Genomic DNA, 26196 nt, shown 5'->3' with positions numbered 1-26196 from the left:
GCAAGTTGTCAAAACACCTTTTCAATTGTCGAATGACGCCTCAGCGGACCGAATCGGCAATCTGTGTGAACGAAAGGGTGGACCAGGGGAACGTCGACCCGGTCGGTGAGACCGAAAATCGGATCTACCTGGGGTGTTCTATCTATACCTATAGATAGGTACGCTCAGGGGGTGACCTCCACGCTCGAATCGCGTCCGCTCCGGGTTGTCGTCCTGGTACGAGTAAGCACCGGAGGGCAACTCGAGGGCTACGGTCTCGACGTCCAAGAGAGGGACTGCCGCAGCTACGCCCGCGCCCACAACATGCGCATCGTGAAGATATGCCGCGACGAAGCGATCAGTGGCAGGGCCGGCGACGACGAACGCCCCGGACTGTCCGAAGTGTTGCAGATACTCGCCGGAGGGAAGGCCGACGCTCTGCTCGCACCCAACCTCGATCGCCTCGCCCGCCACCTCACCCAGCAGGAAGCGATCCTGTCGGTGGTATGGGCACACGGAAAGCGCGTCTTCACCGCCGACCGAGGCGAGCACCTCCCGGACGACGACGACGATCCAATGCGCACTTTCGTCCGGCAGGTCATGGGAGCCGCCGCGCAGCTCGAACGCGGGTTGATCGTTAAGCGCCTGAAATCAGGCAGGAGACAGAAAGCCGAACGCGGCGGATATGCAACAGGATCGCCCCCCTACGGGCAGCGGGTGGTCGATGGGAAACTCGTGGAGCACCCGGAAGAAGTTGCCGTACTGCGGCAAGTGCGGGCATGGGCCGTCGAAGGAATCGGCGTACGAGCCATCGCCCGCCGACTAAATGATGCCGGCGTCCCCTCAAAACGCGGCGGACAATGGCACCCGTCCACCGTTTCACGTCTAGTGGATCCACGGGCTCGCGTTGACTCGCGCCGGCGATCTTCGGCTGCCCGTGCAGCCGATCGGGAACGAGAGAGGCTGGCTCGAGCCGGTCGCGTTCTTGGCCGCGTAACATGATCGAGGACGAAAGTTCTTTTTCTAAGATCTTAAAGGAAACCGAATCGTCCTATAGATAGTGGGGCCAACTGAGTATTTATGGCTTCCAGGTCATGACCGCTTCATAAGTTTCCGGATCCGACAACTTTCGAATGAGGTAGCTAACCCAGGATTCGGTATACACATAACGCTCGAAAGTCTGATTATATCGACAGAAGTCAGCTTTTGTTTTTGTGGGATCGTCTGCGCCCACTGGAGGGCGAACCCCAAAGTAACGCCACGCTTGTGTGTGATGATGAGTTGTAAAGGGCTGAGAGAGTTCTGCCGCTACACGCTCGACTACCTGCCCCGGCCGGAGCGTTCCAAGGTCAGCTACAGGAATCTGTTTCTCTCGAATGATGGTCCGCACCTGATCCATGACTGCGTTTTGCTCTTCTGTGAGTTCTTCCGGTCGTACAAAGGTCATCACGGCGTCTGCTTCAGTCTTTGGACCCTTATAAGGAATTAGGTAAATCCGGAAATCGAACTGCTGGTCAGCTGCCAGATCAGGGGACAATCCTGCATCGAAATCTTGCACCCATTCCAGCACGCCACGGGGAACTTGTGAGCGAACCTTTTTTACTGCCTTGGCAGCATCATCTGTGATCGAGGATAGAAACAAAGGAAAACGCAGTTCTGTAGCGACAGCTTCATCATCGCCAAATAACTCGACAAGAGTGGTTTCGTAGTTCAGTAGATATGCCTGAGTGCGGCCGGCTACCAGGGCGGCAATATTCTTTTCATGTCGGTGCTCGATCCTGTTCCTCAATCCCACAAAGAAGTCCAGGTTCGCCTTCCGGGGGTCGTTGGGAGTAAAAAACTCCATCATGAGGGTGCTAAGAGACTTGTACTTCCAATCGCCATCTTCATGACGAATACGCCGCCCGCGAGAGTCTCGAATATAGACATCTCGGCCAGCCTTCTCGAAATGGGCCTGTAAGAGTTTCAACCAACCCATCGACATGTGGACAATGAAAGCTTCGAGCTGTCGTGCATCGCCCGAACGGTTGTACAGGTCGACTGCAAGCCGTACCTCATTTTTGGGGCTCTTCGCACTTGGTAGGGGCTGGTGCCGATCGACCCCGTTGCCGTGTCGGTGATTGAAAAAGGGCCCGCGCCCTTGTGAGCTGGGTGTTCTCAGGCATCCAGGACAGCAAGGAACGCGGGCATGCACCACGGTAGTTCATTGCTGCTCGATCTCGACGGCGTCATCGTCGAATCGGTGCAGCGCACGGTCGACGACAGCCGGATCGTGCAGATCGCAACGGCACCCGAATGGGTCGGGATGTGCCCGCAGTGCGGGCAGAAATCATCGCGCTCGAAGGGTTGGGTCACCACCAGACCGCGGGATGTGCAGGTCGGACCCGACCGTCCGCTGTTGGTGTGGCGGAAACGGAAATGGTTGTGCACCAATACCTCCTGTGACCGTAAGGTGTTCACCGAGTCGACGCCGGGGGTGCCGTCCCGGGCACGGGTCACGCCACGAGCGAAGGCGCTGCTGGTCGAGGCGGTCCTCGACGGGGACCGGTCGGTGTCCGCGGTCGCCGGCGACTACGGGTGCGCCTGGCACACCGTCCACGGCCACCTCGTCGTGGTCGCCGACGCCGCCCTGGCCGGCGAGCCTGAGCCGGTGATGGTGCTCGGGATCGATGAGACCCGACGCGGGAAGGCGAAATGGGAAACTTGCCCCGAGACCGGGGAACGGAGATGGGTGGACCGGTGGGACACCGGACTGGTCGACCTGACCGGCGATCAAGGGTTGCTGGCGCAGGTCAACGGACGCACCTCGGCGGTGGTGATCGACTGGTTCGACGCCCGCGACGAGACGTGGAAGGCACAGATCACCCATGTCGCGATCGACATGTCGTCGGTGTATGCGAAGGCGGTGCGCGAGGCACTGCCGCACGCACAACTGGTGGTGGACCGGTTCCACCTGGTCAAGAAGGCCAACGAGATGGTCGATACCGTCCGGCGCAGGGTCACCCAGGCCGAGCGGGGTCGGCGCGGCCGCAAGAGCGATGTCGAATGGATCAATCGACGACGGTTGTTGCGGGCCTCCGAACGCCTGACCGACGAACAACGATCGGCCCTGTTCGAGAAGCTGACCGCCGCCGACCCGCACGGGGACATCGCTGCGGCATGGATCGCCAAAGAACTACTGCGCGATGTGTTGCGCTGCACCGATCGTGGTGGCCTTCGCCATGAGATCCGGGACAGGCTGTATCGGTTCTACACGTTCTGCGCGGCATGCCGTGTCCCGGAGATCGGCAAGCTGGCGACGACCGTCTCGGCGTGGCAGGAACCGATGATCCTGGCGATCACCACCGGCCTGTCGAATGCGCGCAGTGAAGGCTACAACCGCATCGTCAAGCACGTCGGCCGTATCGCGTTCGGGTTCCGTACCCCGGAGAACCAACGCCGCCGGGTACGGTGGGCCTGCACTCGACGGTCACGTCGGGTCGCACCCAGCCGGCGCCAATGCCACTGCTAACTGCGAAGAGCCATTTTTGGATGCTTGAAGGACATGCCACCAGTGCGGACGAGGAGCCATAGGGTGAGACTATGGCAGTAGTGACTGGCTCGTTGGGGGGAGTCCCGTCTTTTGTCATGTCAGAACGGATTGTACTGTCCGACCCCTTGACCGATTTGTTGGTTCAACTTCCCTATCCGTTGGAGAAGTTCGAATCGGTCCTGCGCGATCTTGCGGGGCCAGTGGTAGCAATCTGCGACAGCTGCATCCAGACGCTTGTGTAGCTTGAACAGGTCTGAATATGCGCCTTCGTCGACGCGGTTGTACAGAACCGTCAGGCCGATCTGGTCGTTCCGTGAAATCTCCCGACGGCGGTTGATGAGGTCGCGTGCTGCCTCTGCAACGGCCTGCCTCTCGTCTGGGGTGGGGGAAGGCCAGGGGTATGTCTCGAACGCGGTAGACGGCGTGAACCGCAGGTCGTCCTTCATCGTCGATGACTCATTCCACACCCACGCATCGAATGCGGTAGAAGTCAAAATGCCAATCGAATAGTCGTCATCGAAAGCAAATACTCCCACTGCATTGCTCGGGCACCAGTCGTTGTCTGCCCAGGTAAACAGCAGACGCTTACCAGTCAGTGTTGACACAAGATAGCGGGACTTCGATGCAATGGCCTTACGCATCTCGGGTCTGGGTCGCCAGAACTTCCACCAGATCTTTCGTAGCTCCGGGTCGTTGTCACGCTCCGGCTTGACCGTCTTCCGAAGCACTGCCAGGGAATTTGGATACTTCATAGCCTCTTCCAGAGGCATAGTGCCGAAATCAATGATCCATCGGCTTGGCCGCGCTTCGACTACGTCGGCTATGTCGTCACTCGTGATGTAGCGACGCACAACCTTTTCCTCTCCGGAAGCGTGGAGGCTGGCGGCGGTCTTGTCATCAATGATGAATCCCTCTCCGGTTGGCTGGCAACCAATGAAGGATTTACCTTTGTTCGCAGGCAGCTTGTATGGTTCCGGGAGGGTGGGACCGGGCTTAAGCTTAGAGTTGATCGCCTCGACCTGCACTCCGTCGAGATAGAACTCTGCCACGGGCGTAGTTGGATTCTTAACCCAGTTAGTAAGGGAGACGAAGACTTTGGCCTCCCCAGGCCACCTCTGGGTAGATACGGCATCAGTGATGACACCACCGTTATCTACGATGTAGCGCAGCGAGGCCAGTCGATGCTTGTTCTCGCGAAGAGTGTTCGTTGATACAAATCCTGCTCGCTGACCGTCGTTGAGATGATCGTGGGCCCTGCGAAACCAGTACGCGCAGAAATCAACAACCCCAACGGAAGGAAACCCGTTCTTCAGCTTCTGAAGGTAAGGCTCACCCAGCTCACCGCGAATTTTTCGGTCGCCGACAAACGGTGGGTTACCGACAATGCAATCAACCTCAGGCCAGGACCCGAACACCGCATCGCCGATGGTGATACCAGCAAGATTGACCAAGGGCAGTGGAGGTTCGGCGTCGCCGTACTGGTCCATCATCTGGCGGTGCCCCATCCACAGCGTGACGCGAGCAATCAGCACAGCAGCTGGCTGAATCTCGATGCCATAGAAGTTGTTGAGGCGCACATACGGATACGGTCCGGGGGGCATCGGTAACCCGGTCTCAGCAGCTAGGTCTGCGATGCGTTGTTTGCAAGTGGACTCAAGGCGGCGCAGTTCGCGGTAGGCCACGTAGAGAAAGTTGCCGCAGCCACAGGCCGGGTCAAGGACTCGGAAGGAACATAGTTCTTCCAACACTCGAAGGGCCTCAGCGGGTGTCGACGCGGCGTCGATGCGGTCCTGCCAGGGGCGAACGATGGTGGGGTCGACAATCTTCATGATGTCGACTTCGTGAGTGTAGTGAGCGCCCAGTTTACCGCCGATAATGCGTTCCATCAGCGATCCGAAGATCGTGGGTTCAACCTTGCTCCAGTCGTACGTAGTGGCCTCGTAGAGAGCATCAAGCTCCTCTTCGTTCAGCTCTACGTATGCCGGATCGGCGAACAGTTGGCCGTTGACGTATCGAGTGCCGGCCAGGATGCCTTTGCGGTGCTGATCTCCCTTTTGATTGAGCACTTTGAACAAGAACCCAAGTGTCTGCGCTGATTCCTCGGCGCGACCACGGAGTTTGGCTACGGTGTTCTGAAACGGTGCGCCGGTGAGAAGCCCGAGCTCTTCGGCGAACATCGTCCAAATCGACTGCATAATGAACCGCTGGACTTCATCCGGCGGAGCAGCATTCCTGTCGATCAACGATCGATAGACTTCCCCGACCTTGTCGGCAGCCTGGGTAGTTAGTTCTTTGTGGAGCTGGGCGAAGTTGGGTCGCTGGTCGGCGCCAGCAAGGAACATCAGTGCTTCGTAACGGGATGGCAGCTCTTCAAGGGTGAAGGAAGCGCGGGGCGACTTCGGGAAGCGGCCCGGCTCCCAAATCTCGAACTGATGGAAGTTGCAGAGCACCACCCACCGGGCGGCAGGGACATCGGCATCATCATCCGCTGACTCTTCCCAGTACCGCTTGACCTGCTCGCGGGCTTCGGTGACGTGCACATGAGGTGCCTTCATCTCGACGATGCAAATCCCTGGCCAATGCAGGTCCATGAATCCAGCCGAGGATTTGAAGGCTTCGAACTTGGCTCCTACCTCCAGTCGGTCGGAGCCGTAGGCGTCGAAGAGCATATTGAGGAAGGTCTGAGCTTCGCTCTTTTCGCTGCCCTGGTAGTTGCGCCACTTCTTGTGGAACTTGACCAGGGCTTTCTGAATCTCTTCACCGCTACGCACAGCGGTGACCCTATGTCACCACTGTGAGAGGGTCACAGTCACACCAGCCTCAGTTCGTCTCCGCTGAAGTAGGCATCCTTCTGTAGGCGGGTGCGTGTGCGCTCAAGTTCCTTGAGTGCGTCGGCCAAGGCGAGCTGCGCGTTGTGTTCTTCCGGGCTGTTGCCGAGGCGCTTTTTCGCCTTCTTTGCGCGTGTAATGGCGTGCTCGATGTTCACCAGTACGTCTGAGACTTCGGACATCGCAAGCTCATGCGCAGCCTGGGCTGCGGAGCGTGGGTCGTGTGCCGGGGCTCCCATGTACCTCCACCTTGCCCAGTTGACGGTTTGCTAATCCACAGCGTAATGGCCTGCCCCCGTCAGAAGCCAAAACCCGCGTGAGTCGACATCTTCTTGATCTTCACTCCAAAGGACGCAGGTCTTCCGGATCTCGCCTCCCAGCCAGCCCGGAGGTCTCCCTAACCCGTGGTCTTAAAAGCTGAAGCAGGTGTCCCTGTGCTCAAGCATGTGTGTCCGTTGTTAGGCACGGTACGTGCAGCGGAGGTACTCGGAAAATGGCGCTCTTGTTGTCTAAGCAACAATAATGCAGAATGGACAAACTGAGAGCCGATATGAAGGGGGCGCGGCATGGACGACGAGCTGCATCGCACTGCATGGGAGATGAGCACCGACGGCGCCGATTGGCACGAGATCGGGCAGGAACTCGGCTGCACACCGGACGCTGCACGATTGATGGCGCAACGCTACGAACGCGACACCGACGCCGCGGCCGCGAAGAATCAGTTCTCTCTGTTCGACCTGTAACACCGACCTGCGGCCTAACACCCGCCGACGAAGGGGGCTTCACCATGAGCTTTTTCGTGATCCTGCTGATCTTTAACGCGCTCGCCACTACGAGCGCGATCGTGTGCGCCTCGCGCTCGTATCGGCGTTACGGCAGCGCCGGCCGGGCGGTGTTCGCCGGCCTCGGTGGACTGATGATTCTGCCGCTGCTGTTCGTTCTGGCGACCGCAATGGCCACTCCTCGCGCAGCCCGGCTGCCGTAGGATTCAGCGTTAACAAAAATCACTAAAACCGCAGGTTGAAAATGGTTTTGTGTCGTAAATGCTAGTAGAATAGACCTCACGAGTCGTCCCGATGGATGGGGACGCTACGCCCGAAGAAGGGCGCAGTCGAGGAGGTCGCGTGGCAGACGAGGACGCCCGCCAGGGGGCATTCGGTTCCGAGGATCAGGGAGGACAGGGCGGTGGCGCAGAGCGAGGAATTCGCGACACAGGTCGAGGGGATCGACCTGACGATCGCGGCCGAGACCAGGCGGATTCTGGTCGAGTGGCTGGGCGTCGATCCGGCGACCGAGCAGGAACGGATCGATCGGCAGGCCCTGCGCCTGCAGCAGCTGACCGAGGACGCGGCCGAACAGTTCGAGCAGGCGACCCCGCCGGCACTGGGCGCGACGTACCAGGACGCGGTCCGCGCGAAGGAAACGGCGTGGCGGGCAGCACGGGAGATGGTGCTCGAGAACGAACTGTATCCGCAGGTGACCCCCGAGATCCGACAGGACTGGGAGCAGTTCGAGCAGTGGGCCGAACAGGAAGCCGAGAAGGACTGGGAAGCGGCTCGGACGGCGCAGGACCCCGACCGGTGGCGGACGCAGAACGTCAGGCCGAACCCGACCGCGGTGCGGGTCGTGGAGCGGGTGTGGGTGTCGAAGCCGGGATGGTTCCTGTCGCTGGCGGAAGCTCTGATCGCACAGCGGATCGAGGACAACCAGCCGGTGCCGGCGACCTCCCGCGACCGGCTGACCGAGGAGCTGACGGAGCTGATCGAGGACGAGATGCGGCGCAACCCGCCGGAGGACCCGGATCTGCCGTTCTGATCCAGGCACAATGGGCGCAGACCCGCGATGATCTGGTTGACCTGCGCAAACAAGGTAAGGCAGTCGCACGTGCACTCAAGTCGGCGCATCGAGCCTTGGCGACTGCGCAGGAACGTGGTCTCGAGCGTGGCATCGAGGCCAATAGCGAGCATGTCACCACGCTGACCGAACGGCTCGACCGTCTGCGGGGACGCTGGCGTGAGCTGCGGGCGCAGGAAAACCAGCTGCGCACCGAGCTGCACACCTGGGGCATCGACCCGGAGGCCGTCCCCAAGCAGACGGTGCGCGAGGTCGCCGCCGCACAACCGGCCTGGCGCGAGCATCCCGCGACGACCCGGCAGTTGCGGACCCTCGAGCGCCTGGCGGCGAAGACGAATGTGCCGTTCGTGCTCGACGAGGGCATCACCAAAGGTCAAGCCCATGATCTGATCGCGGCGATGCTGGCCGGCAACCTGCCCAACGCCCAGTTCACCGACCGTCCCGCCGGGCCGATGTTCACCCCGGCCGCGACCCCGGCCGAGCCGGCCACACCACCTGCCCCAGCCGCTGCCGAGGCATCCCAGGACGAAGAACCGCAGGTTGAGCAGCCTCAGCGGCCGCGGCCGCGGATCGACCCCCTGGCCGACGTCGAGCGCCGGGTGCTCGAGCGCCTCGCCGAACCGGACGCCGAAGCCGACACTGCCGCCGATCCCCAGGTCAACACCGCAGCGCAGTTCCTGTCGTGGGCCGACGGGCATTTCACGGTCAAGGCCCAGGTCGCCCTCGCGGATCTGATGGCCGATCGCGACTCGCTCACCGACGAGATGTTCCTGGTGTGCCGGGCGATGCTGTCCGACCCGAAACGCTGGGGCGAGCTCGGGCACCGGGCTGCCGAGGCGTACTGGCAGGCCCGCACCGGCGAGCCGGTGCAGCACCTGGCCACCGCTGAAACCGTCGACGCGATCGTCGACGCCCGCGCCAGCGAGGACCGTGCTGTCGCCGAGGACTTTCTCGACACCACCCAGGCCGTGCTCGACAGCCAGGAGTCGGTCGAACCCGCCACCGCCGAGCAGCGCAATGAGCAGGTCGAGGCGATCCAGGACGGGATCGACCAGGCCGCCACGGTCGAGGTCGATCAGTGGTGGGACAGGGGCCGCGCCGCCTACGCCCCGGCCGATCCGCTGACGCTGCCGCAGCCGGACACCGATCCGCAGGTCGCCGCCGCGATCGGCAAGGTGCGCAGCCGCACGGGCCGCGATGAGATCCGCAGCCAGTGGTTCGCCGGTGTCGAGCAGGCACGTCGCGAGGCCACTGCTGGCGAACGGCAGGCTTTGATCGCCGAGGTCGCCGTCGATCCTCGGCTGATCGCTCAGGTCGAGGGCCGGCGCCCGGACTACCTGCCGGCCGTGGCCCGTTCCGAGGTCAAGAGCCTGATCGCCGAGGCCGCCCGCGAGGCGCCCCCGCTGCGCCAGGCCGCAGCGAAGGTGCTGCTCGAGCACCGGTTGCCGGAGGAGCTGTATGAGCGGGCCTACGCCGAATGGGAGCGTGTGCACGGTCCCGAGCTGACTTGGGATCAGGACACCGCCGTGGAGTGGACGGCGTGGATGACCATGCACGCGAAGCGGGACCCGCTGCTCGGATCGTGGGTCGGGCTGCCGATGTACCCGCGTACCCCGATCATCGAGATCGGTATCGAGACCGCCTTCGAGGTCATGGCCGAAGAGCGCCCCGATCTGATCGCCGCCACCGCTGACATTCCCACCGAGCGTCTCGCTGCGGAGATGCGCGGGAACATCATCCCGAATCTGCCCGCACCCGACCCGTCGGAGCTGTCCGCCCAGTTCCGGGACGGGGCGGCGTACTGCGCCCTGACGTTGAAGGACCGCCCGAACAGCAAGGTCACCTACTTCCCGATCCGGGGCTGGGACTACACCCTCGGCGGCGATAGCAGCTCCGTGACCTGCGGCCGCAACGCCCGGGCGGCAATCGGTGCGCTGCTCGAGGCCCGCAACATCGCGCTCCCGGAGTGGATCGAGCGGGCCTACCGGCCTTACGCCCAGGCTCGCGCCACCGTGCTGACCAGGGCGATCGCCTACGCCCGCAACAACGAGTTCTACCACGCTGCCGCCGGTGCGGACCTGCTGTGGCGCTACAGCCAATCCGGTTCCGCGGTTGCCGACCACGCACTGATCAAGGATGTGCGGCGCGGCATCATCGACCAGTTGCGCAGCGACTTCCCGGTCGAGACCGCCCTGCTCGACCGCTACGGCATCGACCTGGCCTGGACCCTCCAACACGATGTGGACCCGAAGGTTCTGCGCGACCTTCGGGCAGCCGGGGACGATCTCTACAGCCTCACTCCGGCCGATCTGACCTTCGCCGGGGCCGGAGATGTGGTCATCGGGGACCCGGACGGCCGGCACATCACCCTTCGCTTCTCGGGGGCGCGCAACAGCACCGAACGCATCACCTACGTCGATGATCAGCCCCGGCCCGAGCTGACCCTGCGTGATGCGATCGCCGAGGCCCGCGCCGTGCTCGCCACCGAGCACGCCGGTGGCCAGCTCGACGCCGACACCGCGCCAGCGGCCCAGACCCAAGCCGGCGTGGACGCCGCCGAGGCCGGGGTCGAACCACAGGTCAGTGAGGAGGCCGAACCACCGTCCCCCCGAGTCGTAGCGCCTGCGATCGACGACGCAGGCGCGGTGATCTTCGAAGAGGTCGACCCGGCTCCCACCGAGCCGTCGGCCCCGACCGGCACCGCCCCTGCCACCGAAACGCCCGCGACCTCATGGGTGCTCACCGACCGCCTGATGGTCGGCCACATCGGCCCGACCACCGGCGCGACACCGGACGTGGAGACGACCACCGAGCCGGTCGCTGCCACCTCGACAGACGAAGCGGCACAATCCGCTCCGGCGGTGGACACCGCCGAGCTGGTCGTTCCCGACACCGAGTACGGCGAGCCGCTGTCGAGTCCCCTCTGGCGCGACCGCAGTCGGTCTCTGGTCAAGGTCCGCAAGGAATCCGGCGCGTACGTGTGGGTCTCCCGCGACACCGCCGCCCAGTACGCCGCCGCTGCCGACATCGAACCGCAGCCCGCCACTGACCAGCCACAACGCGAAAGCGCCGCCGCGGCCGCGGCCATCACTCCCGAGATCGGCCCCACGGCCACGGCCGAGACGGTGCCGCCCGAGACCGGTACAGCGTCGACACACACTGACACCGACGCCGAGGCCGATCAGGACGCAGCGGTCCCCGAGCCCGCCGAGACCACGGTGGCCCGTCCTGCTGCCCCGGCCGTGGCGGTGCAGGACTTCGCCCTCGGAACCGAGGTGCTCGTCCCGTCCGGGGCGAAGGCCCGGGCACGGGCGAACATCGCCGCTCTGCGTCTGGTGCAGCACCTCGACCAGCAGCAGCGACCGGCCACCGCCGACGAGCAGGCGGTGCTGGCGCAGTGGTCCGGCTGGGGAGCGATCCCGGAGGTCTTCGACAACCGAGCGAGGATCCTCACGCAGTGGGGCGACGAGCACGCCGAACTACTGGACCTGCTCGGAGACAAGGGCTTCGCCCAGGCCCGTCAGACCACCCTGAACGCGCACTACACCGACCCCGCGGTGGTGGCGGAACTGTGGCGGGCGGGGCAGCGGGCCGGATTGCCCGAGGGCGCCGTGGTGCTCGAGCCGGGCTGCGGGGCCGGCCACTTCGTCGGCACCGCACCGGAGTCGGTGCGCATGGTCGGCGTCGAGATCGAGCCGATCAGCGCGAAGATCGCGCACTACCTGTATCCCTCGCAGCAGATCCGCAACCACGGCTTCGAGCGCAACTTCGCCCCCGAGAACACCTTCACCGGGGCGATCGGCAACGTACCGTTCGGCAGGTTCGCGCCCGTTGACCCGATCCACAATGCGGACGGTCTGTCCATCCACAACCATTTCATCGCCAAATCGCTGGCGTTGACCGCTCCCGGTGGCTACGTCGCGGTGGTCACCTCGATGTTCACCTCCGATGCCCGCCGCGCCGAGGAACGTGCCGCGATCGTCGCCAAGGGGGATCTGATCGGGGCGGTACGCCTGCCCACCGGGGCATTCGACCGGCAGGCCGGCACCGACGTGGTCACCGACGTGCTGGTGTTCCGCCGCCGCGACGACGGCGCCACTCCCACCGAGGACACTCTCGAATGGGCACAGCCCGCCGTCCAGGTCGAAGCGATCGACGCCAAGACCGGCGAAGCCGCTCACACGTGGATCAACCCGTACTTCAAGAAGTACCCGCAGCGGGTGCTGGGCACCCTGACGGTCGGGGGCGGCATGTACGCCGGATCGTCGCTGCGCGTTGCCCCCACCACCACAAAGTCGCTGGCGACGCAGCTGCGCGAGCAGCTCGACCCGATCATCGACCAGGCCCTCGAGCGCGGACTCGGATTCACCGCCCCGGCCCCCGATCCGACGCAGGTCGAAGCGTTCACCACGCCGGGGCTGCGCACCGGCGCCGACCTCGACTCCAACGAGGTGCTGCCCGGTGCGATGCGTTTCAACGAGGCCGAGGACCGCTTCGAGCAGTTCACCCTCGGTCGCGGCTGGGCCGAGGCCGGCTGCCGCGGCAAGGATCTGGCCGAGCAGTGGAAGGTCATCGTCGCTCTGGGTGAGACGGTGATGGAGCTGGCCGAGGCCAGCCGCTCGCGCACCGCCACCGTCGCCGACCGCGACGTCATCCGCGCCCGCCTGGGTGGGCTCTACGACCGCTACGTGGGCATGTGGGGGCCGCTGAACCGCTTCAAGCTCACCGAACCAACCCCGCTGTCGGAAGACAAGATCGCCGCCCGCCTCGACAAGGCGATCACCGAGTGGCGGATCAAGACCGGCCGCGAGGAGGCCCTCGCCGACGGGCTGGATCCGAAGGAGGCCGGCCCCTACACCGGGTCGATCCCCGACGAGGTGTACGAGGAGCTGTACGACAAGGCGTCCGAGCAGCCGCAACCGCGCCGCTATTCCGCGCATCTGCAAGGCGCGATCGCCCGAGATCCACGCCTGGGCATGGTTCTCGCCATCGAGAACTTCCAGTCGACGTTCGACGGCAGCGACGCAGTGGCGACCAAGACGGCGATCTTCACCGAGGACACCACCCCGTTCAAGGACAAGGCCGCCAGCGCCGCCGACGTCGACGAAGCGCTGGCGATCAGCTTCGACGAGCTCGGACACATCTCGCCGCAGCGAGTCGCCGAGCTGCTGAACATGTCCGTCGAGGACACGCTCGAGCAGGCTCAGGGGAAGATCTATCCGTCCCTGCACGACGCCGACCGGTGGGAATTGGCCACCGTGGCCCTGTCCGGGCAGGTGCGAGACAAGCTGGCGCGGGCGACGATCAAAGCCGGCGACGATCCTCGCTACGCGCCGCTGGTGGAGGCACTGACAGAGGTGGTGCCGCCGGATGTGGATCCCGCCGAGATCGGGGTGCGCATCGGCGCGACCTGGGTGCCGATCGAGGACTACCGCGCGTTCTTGGTCGAGGAGTTCGGGCTGCGCCCCGACCGGCTGACCGTCGAACACGATCAGATCAGCGGACACTGGCAGATCACCACCGATCAGCGCAGCCGCCACGAATTCTCCGGGGGCTACCCGGACAAGTACGGCAGTGCCCGGCTGCCGGGCGTGAAGATGGTCGAGCTGCTCGCCAACAACAAACCGGTCCAGGTCAACAAGACCGGCGACGAACTCGAACGCTCCCCGAAGCCGCGGTTCCACGTCAAGCTCACCGAGCAGGCGCAAGCCTCGGCCGCAGCCTTGCAGGAGCGGTTCGAACAATGGCTGTGGGAGGACGGCGACCGCTATGTGCGCCTGGCCCGCATCTTCAACGAGCGCTACAACTCCTACGTCAAGCCGGTCCACGACGCCAGCACCAAGTCGTTCCCCGGCATGAACGGCAAGTACACGCCGTACGACTACCAGGCCGCCGCCGTGACACGGTTCCTGCACGACGAGACGATCCTGCTCGACCACGTGGTCGGGGCCGGCAAGACCCTGACGATCACCGCCTCGTGCATGGAAGCCAAACGACTCGGGCAGATCCGCCAGCCGTGGATCGTGGTGCCCAATCACCTGCTCGGACAGTGGTCGACCGAGGCCCGCGACGCCTACCCGAACGCGAACATCCTCGTCGCCGCCGACCTGGACGGGCGCGACGACCGGCAACGCTTCGTCGGGCAGACCGCCGTCGGAGACTGGGACCTGGTGATCGTGCCGCAGTCGGTGTTCAGTCGCATCGCCATGCGCCGCGAAGCGCAGATCGAGTACCTCGAAGGCGAACTCGCCGAGCTGCGCGAGGCCCTCGACGCCGCCAACAGCCAAGGCGCGGAGTTCACGGTCAAGCAGATCGAGCAGGCGATCAAAAACGCCGAGGCCAGGGTCGAGAAGATCATCGCGGCCAAGGCCACCGACGAAGGCTTGACCTTCGAACAGTCGGGGTGTGACTTTTTGTTCATCGACGAGGCGCACGACTACAAGAACCTCACCCGCCCATCCAACAGCGCCGATCTGGCGGTCACCAACGGCTCCCAGCGAGCCACCGACCTGGAGATGAAGGCCAAGCACCTGCGGGAGAAGGCCCGCGCCCTGGGCGCCGAGCAGGGGATGGCACACGCGCCGGCCAAGGCGATCGCGTTTGCCACCGGCACCCCGATCAGCAATTCACTGTCGGAAATCTGGGTGATGACCAAGTACCTGCGCCCGGACCTGCTGCACGAGGCCGGCCTGGGACGGATCGACAACTGGGCGGGCACCTTCGCCAAACCGGTATCGGTGCCGGAGATGAACACCACCGCCACCCGCATCCAGATGAAAACCCGCATGGCCGAATACGCCAACGTCCCGCAGCTGGTGGCGATGCTCGACCAGTTCCGCGACGTGGTGACCTCCGATCGGATCCCGGTGCGCCTGCCCGTCCTCGACGGCGGAGCCCCGAAGATCGTGGAGTTCGACATGGGACAAGACGCCATCGACGCAATGGCCGACCTCGATGTGCGCATGTCCCAGATCCAGGGCGATCGGATGGACCTGGACAACAGCCTCAAAATCGCCACCGACGGGCGGAACCTGACGATGTATCCGTCACTGGCGAACCTGGGTGCACCGGACCCGCAGCACAGCCGGGTCGAGCACGCCGCCGACCTGATCTGGCAGGTCCACCGCGACCACGCCGACCTGCACATCCCGGCCGACAAGTACGGCCCCGAGATGACCGGGGTGTTCCAGCTGGTGTTCTGCGACCGCGGCACCCCCAAGGCCGGAGCCGGCCCCAAGGCCCGCAATCTCTACACCGAACTACGCGACGCCCTGGTGGCCCGAGGCATGAAACGGGAAGAGATCGCGTTCATGCACGACTACGACAACCCCAAGGCCAAGGCCCGCCTGGTGCAAGCCTGCGCCGACGGGCGAGTGCGGGTGCTGCTCACCTCCACCAAGAAGGGCGGCACCGGCCTGAACGTCCAACGGGCACTCAAGCAGATGATCAACCTCGACCCCGCGTGGACGGCCGCGGACATGGAACAACGCCTCGGCCGCATCATCCGCCAAGGCAACGTCCACGAGACCGTCAGCGTCGTCAACATGGTCGCCCGCCGCTCCTACGACGCGATGATGTACCAGTACGTCGCCCGCAAATCGAACTTCGTGGCGATGATCCGCAAGGCCGATGTGCCACCCACCATGGACGACATCGGCGGGGACCTGACCGTCTCGTGGGCGCAGAGCAAGGCCGCGGCCACCGGGGATCCGGTGTTCGTCGAGCAGGTCGAAGCCGACCAGAAGGTCGCCGAACTCGAAGCCCGCCGCGATGCAGTACTCAACGCCAACGCGGCCCGCAACGCTGCGATCCGGGCACTGAGCCGATCGATCACCGCCGACGAGAAACGGCTACCCGAGGTCCGTGAGGTCGCCGGCAAGCTCGCAGCCTGGAGCGCCGTCGAGGACCGTGCCCAGCGCACATGGGCGTTCCCCGACGGGACGATCCCCGACTCGCAGACGGCGGAGCTGGCCGATGCCCTGCGAGGGTCGTTGATCCGGCTCAAAGACGAGGTGACCCGCAGCAGTGACGAGCAGGTCTTCGGTGTCATCGGCGGGGGGCCGCTGAGCCTGGGCTACAGCCAGACCCTCGGCCAGTTCTCCGTCACCGTCGGCGAGGAAACCGCCTGGTACGAGCGGGACCGGTTCTTCAACGTCCTCGAACGCTCCACCGGAGCGCAGGGAATGCTGTCCACGATCCGCAAGATCGCCGACCGCGCCGACCGGCACCCCACCACCATCGAATCGCGGATCGAACACAACCGACGCCGACTCGCGCAGGCCGAGGCCGAACCGGAACTCGACTTCACCGACACGGCCGAACTCGAGGCCGCGAAGCTGCGAGCCGAGGAACTGCGGCTCGAAGTCAACGCCCGCGAGAACTCTCCCGAGGCGCTGCGTCGAGTGCGTGAAGACCAGCAGCGACGGGCTGCGGACGGGCAGTACCCGCAGTGGACTCTCGATCTGAACCCGACCGATGCATGGGCCGAACACCGGAACATGAGCAAGGCCGAGCTCATCGCCTCAGTACCCGAGCGCATGGCCGCAGCCCGGCAAGCATGGCTCGACGGCGCCGAGATCCGCGAACAGAACCGCAAGGCCGATCCGTGGATGGCCCTCGACGACACCGAAGCGATCTGGCAGTACGGCTTCGACTCGGGCAGCGGCCGTCCCGGGGCACGGGTGTCCTGGGACGAGCGGCAATGGCACCTCGAAGCCTGGGACGGCGAGGGCGGTATCGACCGCGACGCGGTCAACACCCGAGGCGAAGCCTTCAGCCTCGGCAGCCGACTGGTCGACACGTTCGCCGCCGACCGGCAGATCCCCCGCGAAGCGATCCACCAGGCCAGCATCGAACGCCGCGAACGCCTCGACAGCACCGCCGCCAGGGCGACAGGGCCGGTCGACGCGGTGGTCGAACCTACCGAAGCTGTGACCGAACTCGACGGTGACGTGATCGTGGAGCCGACCGAGACGGTCGACATCGATGCCCCGGACGCCTTCGAACTCGACGAGACCCTCGTCCAAGGGTTACAGGCCGCAGGGGATGTACGTCCGCTGCGCACTTTCGACCCGCACAGCACCACCGGGCCACAGCGGCACACCGACCCGCTACCGCAGTACGAAGCCGGATACGACGGCGGATACGAAGACGGTCGCGCCGTCTGACCACGCCTTTAGGCTCGACACCACCGGTGGGGCCAGAACCGATCCCAAGGCTCTGCCCCACCGCCACCACCGACCAGGGGGAATCCATGACACCACGCAAGACCGAAGCCGAAGCCCGCGCCGCCCTCGCCGCGATGGAACCGATCATGGCGATCGAAGGCCGCGAGATGAGCGACGGCGACAAAGAACTGCTGGTCGAACTGATCCGCAGCACCAAGACCGTCGACGACGTCACCAGGATCATCGCTCGTGAGGCCGGCTACGAGATCGACTGACATGGCCCCGCGATACTCCCGAGAGTGGCTGGACTACTTCATCCCCGAGACGATCACCTGGCACCGCGACGAGGTGCCCGACACCAGCCGCGCCGTCATGAAGAACCTGCTCCTGCAATCACCGCGGTGGCCCCACGGCATCCCCGACGCCGAGGTCGTACACCGCGTCGAAGGCGTCGCCAGCTACTCGCGAATGCAGGAACTGGCCGACCATCCCATCCCCGGCCGGTTCGACCTACCGCACTTCCAGCGCATCCACCACCACCTGTTCCAGGACATCTACCCCTGGGCCGGACAGTTGCGCACCGCACCGTGGGACTGGCCGATGGTCAAGATGGGACCGGACGTCGCCGCCATCCGCGCCGGCCAGAACCACGTCACCGAAACCCGGCACGCCTACTTCACCGCCCGCGAAGTACCGGAGGCCGCGACCGCCGTCCTCGACCGCATCGCCGCCAAGGACAACCTGCGCGGACGTGGCCGCGAGAGTTTCCTCGACGAGCTGACCACGGTGTGGCTGCGCATCAACTACGTGCACCCCTTCCGCGAAGGCAACACCCGAACCCAGTTCGCCTTCTTCCGGCAGCTGTCCGCCGAGGCCGGCTACACCCTCGACACCGACCGGTTCCAAGCCGTGGACAAGGCCGAACTGCGGTCGAATCCTCTGGTCGGGGACCTGCGCGAACAGTTCGTCTGGGGCCGTTTCGAATACATGCAGACCGGCGACACCCGTCTGATGCGCGACGTGCTCGATCAGGCGATCATCGACACCGATCCGCTGCCGATCGGCCCGCTCATCGACCACGGGGTCGATCTCCGCGCCATCGCCGCCGCTGTCTCCGGGCACCCCCGCTCCACCCGCAACTTCGCCCTCGACACATCCACGCCGGATCCTGTCGCTACCCCCCGTGGACTTGCCCCGCAACCGACACATGAGTCACGATCTCGATCTATAAATCGAATACCGAGCGGGACGGAATGACGAGATATTCAGAATCTCGTACATACCCTCGCCACCTCAACTCCCCATATGCCTGTAGTTATACGTGCGCCGAAGAACTTGCATGCCAAATCCGGCCCGGCGTAACGGTTCAAAGCGGATCGTCGAAATACTCGACATGGCCCACATCCTGCGTCTGGCCGGAATCGCGTGCCTCTGTGCGGTATTCGCAAGCTGCGGTTCCGACAACGGGTCCACCTCGCCCCCCACCGCCACTTCCCAAATCCCCACCAGCGCAACGACTGTGCAATCCTCCCCGCGCGAGACCGAACCCACGCCGCAGACCGACGCGGAGTCGGTGGAACCCATTCCTCCTGCGTTGGCACCGGCCCCCTCTCCCCCGATGTCCGAAACGGCCGCAGTCGAAGCACCTGTGGTCGAGGAGCCCTACATAGTCGACTGTCAGATGGGCCTCGGGCCGATCGTGACGTACTGGTCGGACGGCACCGTCACTGGGTACTCCGACTACTGTCAATCCGTTCACGACCGGGTTCTTCAAGGCGAAATCGAGGCGAATACACCCGAGTGTGACGGCACCGTGTGCCGATACCCATCCGGGACCACGATGCCGGATCCGAACGCAGCGCCCGACGACCGGTGCACCAATCAGATCAACTACGCAGGTGATCCGCGATCCAATGCGGAAATCAACTCCATCGGCGCAGAAACCGGTCAATGTCCCGCGCCGATGTCCTGAGGGTGACTGACTGCTTTTGTCCGGTTCAGCTATCGAGGTTCGGTCCGTGGCCTCGATCGAGTTCGCGGGAAGGGATGCTGCTCTCATCGACCGCAGGTGCTGTCTTCGACGCCTGCGCAGCATCCCCTGTGTTCACCAGCCGACTCCCTGACCGCCAGGAACATCACCGGACCCGCGTCGCCGGTCTTCCAGTGTGGACAGCAACACGAACTTCGTACCCATCAGAGCGAACGCCGCATCGCTGTCCCCCGCGACGAGAAGTTCCCGCTCACGGGCGTGCAGCGCCGCAATCGCGGTCTCGAGCTCATCGTCGGTCATCGCATCGGCGGCATCACCGATAGCTCGCGTCCTGTCCTCCACGCGCCGAGAGTAGCCACTGTCTCGCCGGCTGCACGCACAGCCCAGCAGCGGAAAAGGCGATGGTCCCCGGCGGGGGCGCCGGGGACCATCCTTCGACCCGTCAGGGAATCACTCACCTGTCGGGGAACTCGGGTGATTGCAGCGGTCACCGTAGCGGAAGGATGTGGCGGCACCAAACAGGTGAAGCGAGAGCGACCGGCAGGAGGAAGGAACTCTCGGAGTCCAGTCCTCGACAGGCACGAAATCGGTCAGACGCGCCGGCCACGGATACGTGAGCGGACTGTCGGCGTCGACCTCGATCATGGCCATGCCGGTGTCCTCGTCGATGTCGTTGACGGTGAACACGAACGTGCCGCGTGCGCTGACCTTCCCCTGATCGCCGGGCTTGATGGTGGTGCTGTCTCCGATCGACACGACAGAACAGGGGACGTGTCATTTTCGCAGTTCACACCACAATTTCAGCGAAGCTAAATGTTCTGGATCCGGTGGGTCGCCGCGTCTGCGATCCGGCCGGCTCACTCGCCTGACGAGTCGGGCCGCGGTTGCTCCTGTGTCTGTCTCGGCGGCCATTGCACCCCGGAGAACGGTGGCCCCGTGTGGGGCGGAATGAGGATTTCCGCTTCGCAGACGACTGGCGGTAGGTGCGGTGTCCGGTGGCTCCCGAGGGGCGCAGGGCTGTCGCGCAGGTGCACGGTGTCCAGCCCACGACCACCCGGTGCGGGCCCAATCGGTGCCCGTTCGGGCACCGTTTCGGTGCGCGTTCGTAGGACACCACACCACCGATTTTCGCACATGTGTTCGATCCGGACACTATAGTCGGTGGGCGGCAGGTCGATGGAGGGACGCGAGAGCAAACTCGGGAAGCATCGACCTGCCGCCTCGTTTCCGCAGGAAACCGGGGCGCCGAGAGCGGAAGAACCTCCGATGCCGGGCCCCCCCCCGCACCGGCCTGCACCCCCGCCTCGGTCGCGGTCACTGCCGTCCACGAAGCGGGGGAAGTGGGGGTCCGCCGGCACCGTCCTGCCCCTCGAACGACCGACCCGGGGATCGACCAGGCTGCCACGGCGCCCTCGCGGGCGATGACATCACCGATGACCACCGCGGCCCCCCGGTCCATGGCGAGGGCGCGGCCGACGAGGTGCCCCGGGGGCGCGGAAGCCTCGGGAGGTACGCCGACGGCAGGGGCCGATCGCCTGGTCGGAGCATCGATCCCTACCATTCGTAACGTACGTATCATGATACGTACGTTACGAATGGTGTTACGATGCTGGATACGGAACGTCATCGGGTCGGGAGGGCGGGGTCATGGCCGAGGAAGCCAGAGGGGGACGGCGCCGCGAATACGCCACCGACGCCGATCGGGTACGGGCCTGGCGGCAGCGCCAGAAAGACAAGGCCCGCGCCCAGCAACAACAGGATGCGCTGCCGACCGATCCGGTCGAGGCGATCGGCACCCTCGCCGACGCGGTACCGCTGCTGCGCCGCGAAGCCCAGGCGATGCTCGAGACGCTGACGACGATCGCGTCGTCGATCACCACCGCGACCGATCTGCTCGCCGATCCGGCGGCGATCGATGCGCAGCTGCGGCGCGTGCAGGCCGAGGCCGACAAGGTCCGGGCCGACGCCGCAGCCGAGATCGCGGCACTGCGGGACGAACTCGACACCGCTCGTACCGAACGCGCCGACGCCGATGCGGCCGCCACGGCCGCCGACGCCGAGGCCACCGAGGTCCTCGCCCAGCTCACCGCAGCCCGGGCCGATCATGCCGCGGCACAGGACCGCTGGCAGCAGCAGCTCGATCAGGCCGCATCGGCCCACCGCGAGCAGATCGTCGGCTTCGAGCACCGGATCGAGCTGCTCACCGGGCAGCTCGACGAGCACCGTGAGCGGCTGACCCGAGCGATCGCCGAGAAAGACGCCGCGGCGGCTACCGCAGCCGACCACATCCGGCGGCTCGAAGCCGAACTCACCGCCGCCCGCACCGCGGCGGCCGCCGAACGCGACCGCGCCTCCACCGCCCGCGCCGACGCCGCCGCCGCACACGCGCAAGCCGAAGCCGCCCGCGAACGTGTTGCCGAACTGCGCGCCGAACTCCAGGACCTGCGCACGCCCCCGGCCGGCTCGTGAACCCCCAGCCGGGGTCCCTGCACTGCCGACTGTCGCAGCTGCGGACCTCGAGGTTCGAAGGGGTCGACCTGTCATACTGGATTCGGCCATCCCCGCCGTACCCCTTGCGGCGGGGATGGGTTCTGCGGTCAGGCACGCACTCATCGCCGACCAGGGCCGCGACGTCGTAGACAGCCCTCGGTGTCGTCTGCCCACCTGATCCCGGGGCCCTGCGTGATCGCCTCCGTCCAAAGTCGATGCGTGTCGAGTCGTCAAGCGGGCGTGCATGATGAGAGGCCACCGACACGCACCGAGGGGAACGATGTTCACCGCACTACGCGGGCTGATTCCGCACACGATCGGCCACAGCCCACGCGCCGACCACCGAATCACACCGGGCTGGCACACCCGCGCAGACGAAGTCCGACGCGGCAGCACGCACCCACGCCCAGGCGCAGATCGAGACATTGGGCAGCTACCTCGGCTCGCTCACCGAACAGGACCGCGCCGAGTACATCGCCGCAGCACACGACCTCCACGATGCGATGAACGAAACCGGCACCGAGGACTTCCGCGCCTGCTCCCGAGATGGACGACCACCCGGCGACGACAGCGTCCCGGACGGAATCCGATCGCTGCAGCAGCTGCGGGCACTTGCTCGCACAATCCGCACCTCGAGCCGGCCTGACCCGACGGAAATCCCCACCGCGCCGAATGCAGGCACGTCCGCCACGCATCCACACACCGACCCGGGAAGCAACGACGACACCGACCCGGGCCCGGCCGGGGCAGCAGAAGCGATGAACCGCGCTGGCGGTGAGGCCGCGGCCACCGTGTTGGTGATCGCCGGCCGCAGCATCGACATCGACACCGCGGTCGCCACGGCCCACGGCTATCCGGCAGTGACCGTGGCCCGCTACGACCTGCCCGGCCCCGGACCCGCCGCGGTGATCACCGCCGACGAGATCGCCCGCACCCACCAGGTGCGCTCCCGCATCAGCCACGCCCACCGCGACTGGTTCATCCGCAGCGCCGTCGACGCCCCGTGGGCGGCGGTGCCGATCGAGGCACAGCTGGTCGACGCCGACCCGAACGTCAGCGGCGGACTCTACGACCGTGCCGAAGCTCTCTACGAGCATTTCCGCACTGCCGCGCCCCGGCAGGTGGGGGTAGCCAAGATCAGCAAGGTGCTCCACCTCAAACGCCCCGGCTTGTTCCCCATCCTCGACTCGAAGGTCATGGCGTTCTACCGGCATCCTGCGCGTGCCGCCGCGGCCCGATACCCCCACCGCGGCAGGCAAAAGATGTTCTGGGCGGCCATCCGCGACGACGTGTGCACCAACCTCGACAGCGGTGCCCTCCCGATGTTCCGTCGACGCTTGGAGCAGTCCGAGAGCGAGCAGGTACGCCGGATCGCCACCCTGACCGACGTGCGTCTACTCGACCTGCTGACCTGGGCTACCACCTGAACCCGGCACCGCATCAACCGATCTTTCGAACGGACAGCGTCAAATCGACACATTGCGTTCGAGTGGGCTGCTCACGCGGCAGGCTGGACGCAATCACCGGTTCCGGCGCGTGCTATCGGTCCGGACACCGAGGAGCGTCGACGGCTGATGGTGTCCTATCCAGGGGAGGATCTCGACTATGGCGACGGTACGAAGGATCATCGGCGCCGGATGCCTGGTCCTCACACTGACGGCGTGCTCAGCCTCGGAACCGGACGAGACGGATGAGGGGACGGGCACGGCCGAGGTGAGCGCCCTGCTACGCAAACTCGACGAGGCGGGCATCGGCGCCGAATACCAGAACGTCGATTCGACCCTACTTCACGAGATCGCGTCGACGACCTGCAGTGCCCTCCGCGAGCGTGCGACCCCTGCCGAGACGATCGAGGCAATGATCGTGCACGGCAACCTCGCCTTTCCCGGCACGACGCTTGGGCGATCATCGACACCTAATGTCCGGACATGGCACTGGAATAACCCCTGAGGAGCCGGCCGTAACGGTTGCCAGGAAGGGCGTTCCGAGAGCAGGACGGCCGCGGTGACAGCGGCGAAGGCCACTGCTCGAAGAATGCGACCACAGAGTCTGTCATCGGGGAGTCCCGCTGTTGACGACCGCATCGACGTAGTCGGGGCAGTACGCCACCGCCGCAGCTTCGAGGATCCACTGTGCTTCGTCGCCACTGACCGCAGCACCGCGGTCCATGCTGCTTTTGATCATCGCGTACCGGATCGCGAAGGGATCCGTGCCGGCCTGCAGATCACTGCAGAGAGTGTGCGCTGCCGCTATCGCGGTGCCCTCGTCTCCGTAGTCGATCCCGCCCAGTTCGAGAGTGCCGAGATAGGTGGCGTCGTTGATCATGGTCTGGGTTTCGGGGTCCATCCGAGCGATCTGTTCCTCGACCTCCGACGGAGAAGCCGGGGGCGGCGGAGCAGCAGAGACGTCCTCGCCGGTGCCGGCCGGTAGTTCCCCATCCTTGAGCACCCCCAACGTGATGACCTGCCCGGGCGGGGCGTGCTCACCGGCAGCCAGGCTCTGGCTGTTAACCGACCAGTTGCTCTCCCACAGCACCGAACGATCCTCTCCGGTGTCGTCGTGCACCTCGACGTCCAGCCCCGCGTCTTCGATCCGGTTCTTCGCGTCGGGAAGTGCCATGCCGAGCACCTCGGGGACCACCACCGTCGACGGTTCCGCACCGGGCGTGGGGGCCGGCGACGTTTCGTCTTCCTTGCCGATGGTCAAGGTGATGGTGGTGTGGTCACCGACGGGTTCGCCGGCGGCAGGGTCCTGGGAGGCCACGATCCAGTTCTGTTCGATGAACACCGACCGGTCCTCGCCGGTGATGTCACTCGTCTCGACCTCGAGTCCGATCGGTTCCAGAGCATCCTTGGCGTCGCCGAGGGTCATGCCTTGCACGTCGACGATCACGTCGCCGGTGGCCGTGTCCGTCTCGTCCTGCGGATCGCAGCCGGTCAGCACAAGACCGAGCAGAGCCAGGATCACCACCACAGCGAGCCGGCGAGCATAGGAGAGCTGGGTCATCGGTGATCCGTTCTCTGGGGAGTTTTCTGTCTGCTCTGTCGGTCCCGTCGCACCGGCCCGTTACAGGACCGGGGTGGTTCCGGTGAGGTCGGCGCCACACGCCCACATGAGAAGCTCAAGAAGCTGGGTGTTCACCATCTGCGCGCATGCGATCGCGAACAGGTGCCACCGGACACGGCCGACACCGAAACGTCTCCATCGCTCGGTTCGATGTCCCGGATGTGAGTGATCAACGATGCCCCCGATGTGACCTGATGGTCGGCCAGTGCGAACACACCCGCGTGCTCGCAGGCATAAAGACCGCAGTCGATCCTTCGCGGATTCTGGTCAGTCCCAGCCGAACCGCGCATCTACCCGGCTGTCCGCACAACGACGAGAGTGATCTGTCCGAGTGGGGTGAGATCCGGGACGTGCCCCGGGCGTGGGAACGGCTCGGCAATGGTGAACAGCTCGGCACCAACGCCGGGGCAGTCCTGGAGCGCCCGGCAGTAGTCCGCTGTCGTGACTGTGAGGCTCGCTGACCACCGCACAACGCTCGCTGGCTCCTGCCCACAGCAACGACCCCGGTGGGCAACGGTGCCTGCAGGCGCATTTGGGCTCGGTCGACGTTGGCAGATTAGGCCCGTGGGCACATCCCGACGCGTGCACGGGTTTCCTCGGTGCTCCGAATCTCGTCATGCCTCATTCGGTGGGGTGCGGGTAGAGAGCAGGCAGCGCTCGGGCATTCCTGGACCAATGAACCCGAGTCGACGGCGGGGCCGACCTTCTGTCCGGGCACGGTTGCGTCCTCTCTAGGCTCGATACCCGTGCAGGCCTTCATCGACGAGAACACCGTCCGCGGCATCATGGTCGTCGCTGCGGTCGCGGACCCGTCGGCGCTCGAGCACGCCCGCCGCACCTTGGCGGGGTTGCGGATGAAAGGTCAGGAGCGGATTCACTTCAAGTCCGAACGGGATTCGCGGCGACGTGCGATCTGCTCGGCGTTGGTGACCTTGGATGTGCAGGTACGCGTCTATCACGCTGCCGGGCTCACACCCAAGCTCGGACGTCCGCGCTGCCTGGAAACCTTGGTGGAAGACCTCGCCGAGCTGCCGATCTCTCGGCTGGTCCTCGAGCAGGACGATTCGACCGTCAAGTCCGACCGACGGGTCCTGTTCGAAGCGGCCGGCAAGCACGGGATCCGCGAGCAGCTGACCTATCACCACCTTCGGGCCAAGCAGGAACCGATGCTGTGGATCCCTGATGCGGTCGCGTGGTGCCTGGCCAAAGGCGGTGAGTGGCCCGATCGGGTCCGCCCATTGATCACCAAGACCATGACGGTGCGGTAGAAACGCGAAACCCGGCTCACCA

17 protein-coding genes and 2 pseudogenes are annotated in these 26196 nt (G+C 65.1%); 13 read left to right on the top strand and 6 right to left on the bottom strand.

All coding sequences use genetic code 11. The annotated features are described in order from the left end of the window. Window positions 1-171 precede the first annotated feature (171 nt). Window positions 172-981, top strand: a complete 810-nt coding sequence (locus IM25_RS25875; protein WP_232333539.1) for a recombinase family protein — start codon at window positions 172-174, stop codon at window positions 979-981. Between the two features lie 76 nt (window positions 982-1057). On the opposite strand, the pseudogene IM25_RS25870 reads toward IM25_RS25875, so the two are convergent. Then, window positions 1058-2026: pseudogene (locus IM25_RS25870) on the bottom strand (DUF3644 domain-containing protein); the annotation flags it as partial. A gap of 95 nt (window positions 2027-2121) precedes the next feature. On the opposite strand from IM25_RS25870, the pseudogene IM25_RS24950 reads away from it, so the two are divergent. After that, window positions 2122-3490: pseudogene (locus IM25_RS24950) on the top strand (ISL3 family transposase). Window positions 3491-3609: 119 nt separating this feature from the next. On the opposite strand, the gene IM25_RS24945 reads toward IM25_RS24950, so the two are convergent. Together IM25_RS24945 and IM25_RS26300 are read right to left on the bottom strand one after the other, a co-directional pair. Beyond that, window positions 3610-6282 (bottom strand): DNA methyltransferase, encoded by a 2673-nt coding sequence (locus tag IM25_RS24945; RefSeq protein WP_033098685.1) that lies wholly within the window; start codon window positions 6280-6282, stop codon window positions 3610-3612. A gap of 38 nt (window positions 6283-6320) precedes the next feature. After that, window positions 6321-6578 carry a hypothetical protein gene (locus IM25_RS26300; protein WP_157127035.1) on the bottom strand — a complete coding sequence of 86 codons (258 nt, stop codon included), beginning with the start codon at window positions 6576-6578 and terminating at the stop codon, window positions 6321-6323. A 327-nt stretch (window positions 6579-6905) separates the two neighbouring features. Here IM25_RS26300 and IM25_RS26595 point away from each other — a divergent pair, with 327 nt between their 5' ends. From IM25_RS26595 to IM25_RS27285, 7 genes are all read left to right on the top strand, one after another. Next, window positions 6906-7082 carry a hypothetical protein gene (locus tag IM25_RS26595; protein WP_198162608.1) on the top strand — a complete coding sequence of 59 codons (177 nt, stop codon included), beginning with the start codon at window positions 6906-6908 and terminating at the stop codon, window positions 7080-7082. Window positions 7083-7126: 44 nt separating this feature from the next. Further along, entirely contained in the window at window positions 7127-7324 is a 198-nt protein-coding gene (locus tag IM25_RS24940; RefSeq protein WP_033098684.1) for a hypothetical protein, read from the top strand. 200 nt (window positions 7325-7524) lie between these two features. After that, a complete protein-coding gene (locus tag IM25_RS24935) occupies window positions 7525-8154 on the top strand; it encodes a hypothetical protein (protein ID WP_065996633.1) in 630 nt (209 codons plus the stop codon). Between the two features lie 95 nt (window positions 8155-8249). Then, window positions 8250-17360: a helicase-related protein gene (locus IM25_RS24930; RefSeq protein ID WP_065996632.1), complete on the top strand. Its 9111-nt coding sequence runs from the start codon at window positions 8250-8252 to the stop codon at window positions 17358-17360. Window positions 17361-17446: 86 nt separating this feature from the next. Beyond that, window positions 17447-17635: a hypothetical protein gene (locus tag IM25_RS24925; RefSeq protein ID WP_033098681.1), complete on the top strand. Its 189-nt coding sequence runs from the start codon at window positions 17447-17449 to the stop codon at window positions 17633-17635. 1 nt (window position 17636) lies between these two features. Beyond that, window positions 17637-18617 (top strand): Fic/DOC family protein, encoded by a 981-nt coding sequence (locus IM25_RS24920; protein ID WP_232333538.1) that lies wholly within the window; start codon window positions 17637-17639, stop codon window positions 18615-18617. Between the two features lie 82 nt (window positions 18618-18699). Further along, entirely contained in the window at window positions 18700-19332 is a 633-nt protein-coding gene (locus IM25_RS27285) for a hypothetical protein (protein WP_232333537.1), read from the top strand. A gap of 132 nt (window positions 19333-19464) precedes the next feature. On the opposite strand, the gene IM25_RS24905 is transcribed toward IM25_RS27285, so the two are convergent. Beyond that, window positions 19465-19692, bottom strand: coding sequence for a hypothetical protein (locus IM25_RS24905; protein WP_232333536.1), 228 nt, complete (start codon window positions 19690-19692; stop codon window positions 19465-19467). 108 nt (window positions 19693-19800) lie between these two features. Beyond that, window positions 19801-20106, bottom strand: coding sequence for a hypothetical protein (locus tag IM25_RS24900; RefSeq protein ID WP_033098679.1), 306 nt, complete (start codon window positions 20104-20106; stop codon window positions 19801-19803). Window positions 20107-20997: 891 nt separating this feature from the next. On the opposite strand from IM25_RS24900, the gene IM25_RS24895 reads away from it, so the two are divergent. The 3 genes from IM25_RS24895 (at window position 20998) to IM25_RS24885 (ending at window position 23790) form a co-directional block, all read left to right on the top strand. Beyond that, window positions 20998-21819, top strand: coding sequence for a hypothetical protein (locus IM25_RS24895; RefSeq protein ID WP_065996631.1), 822 nt, complete (start codon window positions 20998-21000; stop codon window positions 21817-21819). A gap of 446 nt (window positions 21820-22265) precedes the next feature. Further along, on the top strand, window positions 22266-23267 hold the full coding sequence (locus tag IM25_RS24890) for a DUF6308 family protein (RefSeq protein ID WP_019287559.1): 1002 nt from the start codon (window positions 22266-22268) through the stop codon (window positions 23265-23267). A gap of 178 nt (window positions 23268-23445) precedes the next feature. Beyond that, window positions 23446-23790, top strand: a complete 345-nt coding sequence (locus IM25_RS24885) for a hypothetical protein (RefSeq protein WP_019287558.1) — start codon at window positions 23446-23448, stop codon at window positions 23788-23790. 102 nt (window positions 23791-23892) lie between these two features. Here IM25_RS24885 and IM25_RS24880 read toward each other — a convergent pair whose 3' ends face one another. Continuing rightward, complete coding sequence (locus tag IM25_RS24880; RefSeq protein ID WP_019287557.1) at window positions 23893-24846, bottom strand: DUF732 domain-containing protein; 954 nt, start codon at window positions 24844-24846, stop codon at window positions 23893-23895. A gap of 806 nt (window positions 24847-25652) precedes the next feature. Between IM25_RS24880 and IM25_RS24875 the strand changes: the two genes are divergently transcribed. Continuing rightward, on the top strand, window positions 25653-26174 hold the full coding sequence (locus IM25_RS24875) for a hypothetical protein (protein ID WP_033098625.1): 522 nt from the start codon (window positions 25653-25655) through the stop codon (window positions 26172-26174). Window positions 26175-26196 lie beyond the last annotated feature (22 nt).

Source organism: Rhodococcus sp. p52 (assembly GCF_000763325.2).
GTDB classification, from domain to species: Bacteria; Actinomycetota; Actinomycetes; order Mycobacteriales; family Mycobacteriaceae; genus Rhodococcus; species Rhodococcus pyridinivorans.
Note: the sequence above shows the minus strand (reverse complement) of the source record. Positions and strands in the feature narration are given on the sequence as shown.

Bases quoted from the DNA above. Each gene is read 5' to 3' on its own strand.
- IM25_RS26300 (WP_157127035.1), bottom strand. From the start codon at position 6,578: ATGGGAGCCCCGGCACACGACCCACGCTCCGCAGCCCAGGCTGCGCAT.
- IM25_RS26595 (WP_198162608.1), top strand. From the start codon at position 6,906: ATGGACGACGAGCTGCATCGCACTGCATGGGAGATGAGCACCGACGGC.
- IM25_RS24940 (WP_033098684.1), top strand. From the start codon at position 7,127: ATGAGCTTTTTCGTGATCCTGCTGATCTTTAACGCGCTCGCCACTACG.
- IM25_RS24925 (WP_033098681.1), top strand. From the start codon at position 17,447: ATGACACCACGCAAGACCGAAGCCGAAGCCCGCGCCGCCCTCGCCGCG.
- IM25_RS24920 (WP_232333538.1), top strand. From the start codon at position 17,637: ATGGCCCCGCGATACTCCCGAGAGTGGCTGGACTACTTCATCCCCGAG.
- IM25_RS27285 (WP_232333537.1), top strand. From the start codon at position 18,700: ATGCCAAATCCGGCCCGGCGTAACGGTTCAAAGCGGATCGTCGAAATA.
- IM25_RS24895 (WP_065996631.1), top strand. From the start codon at position 20,998: ATGGCCGAGGAAGCCAGAGGGGGACGGCGCCGCGAATACGCCACCGAC.
- IM25_RS24885 (WP_019287558.1), top strand. From the start codon at position 23,446: ATGGCGACGGTACGAAGGATCATCGGCGCCGGATGCCTGGTCCTCACA.
- IM25_RS24880 (WP_019287557.1), bottom strand. From the start codon at position 24,846: ATGACCCAGCTCTCCTATGCTCGCCGGCTCGCTGTGGTGGTGATCCTG.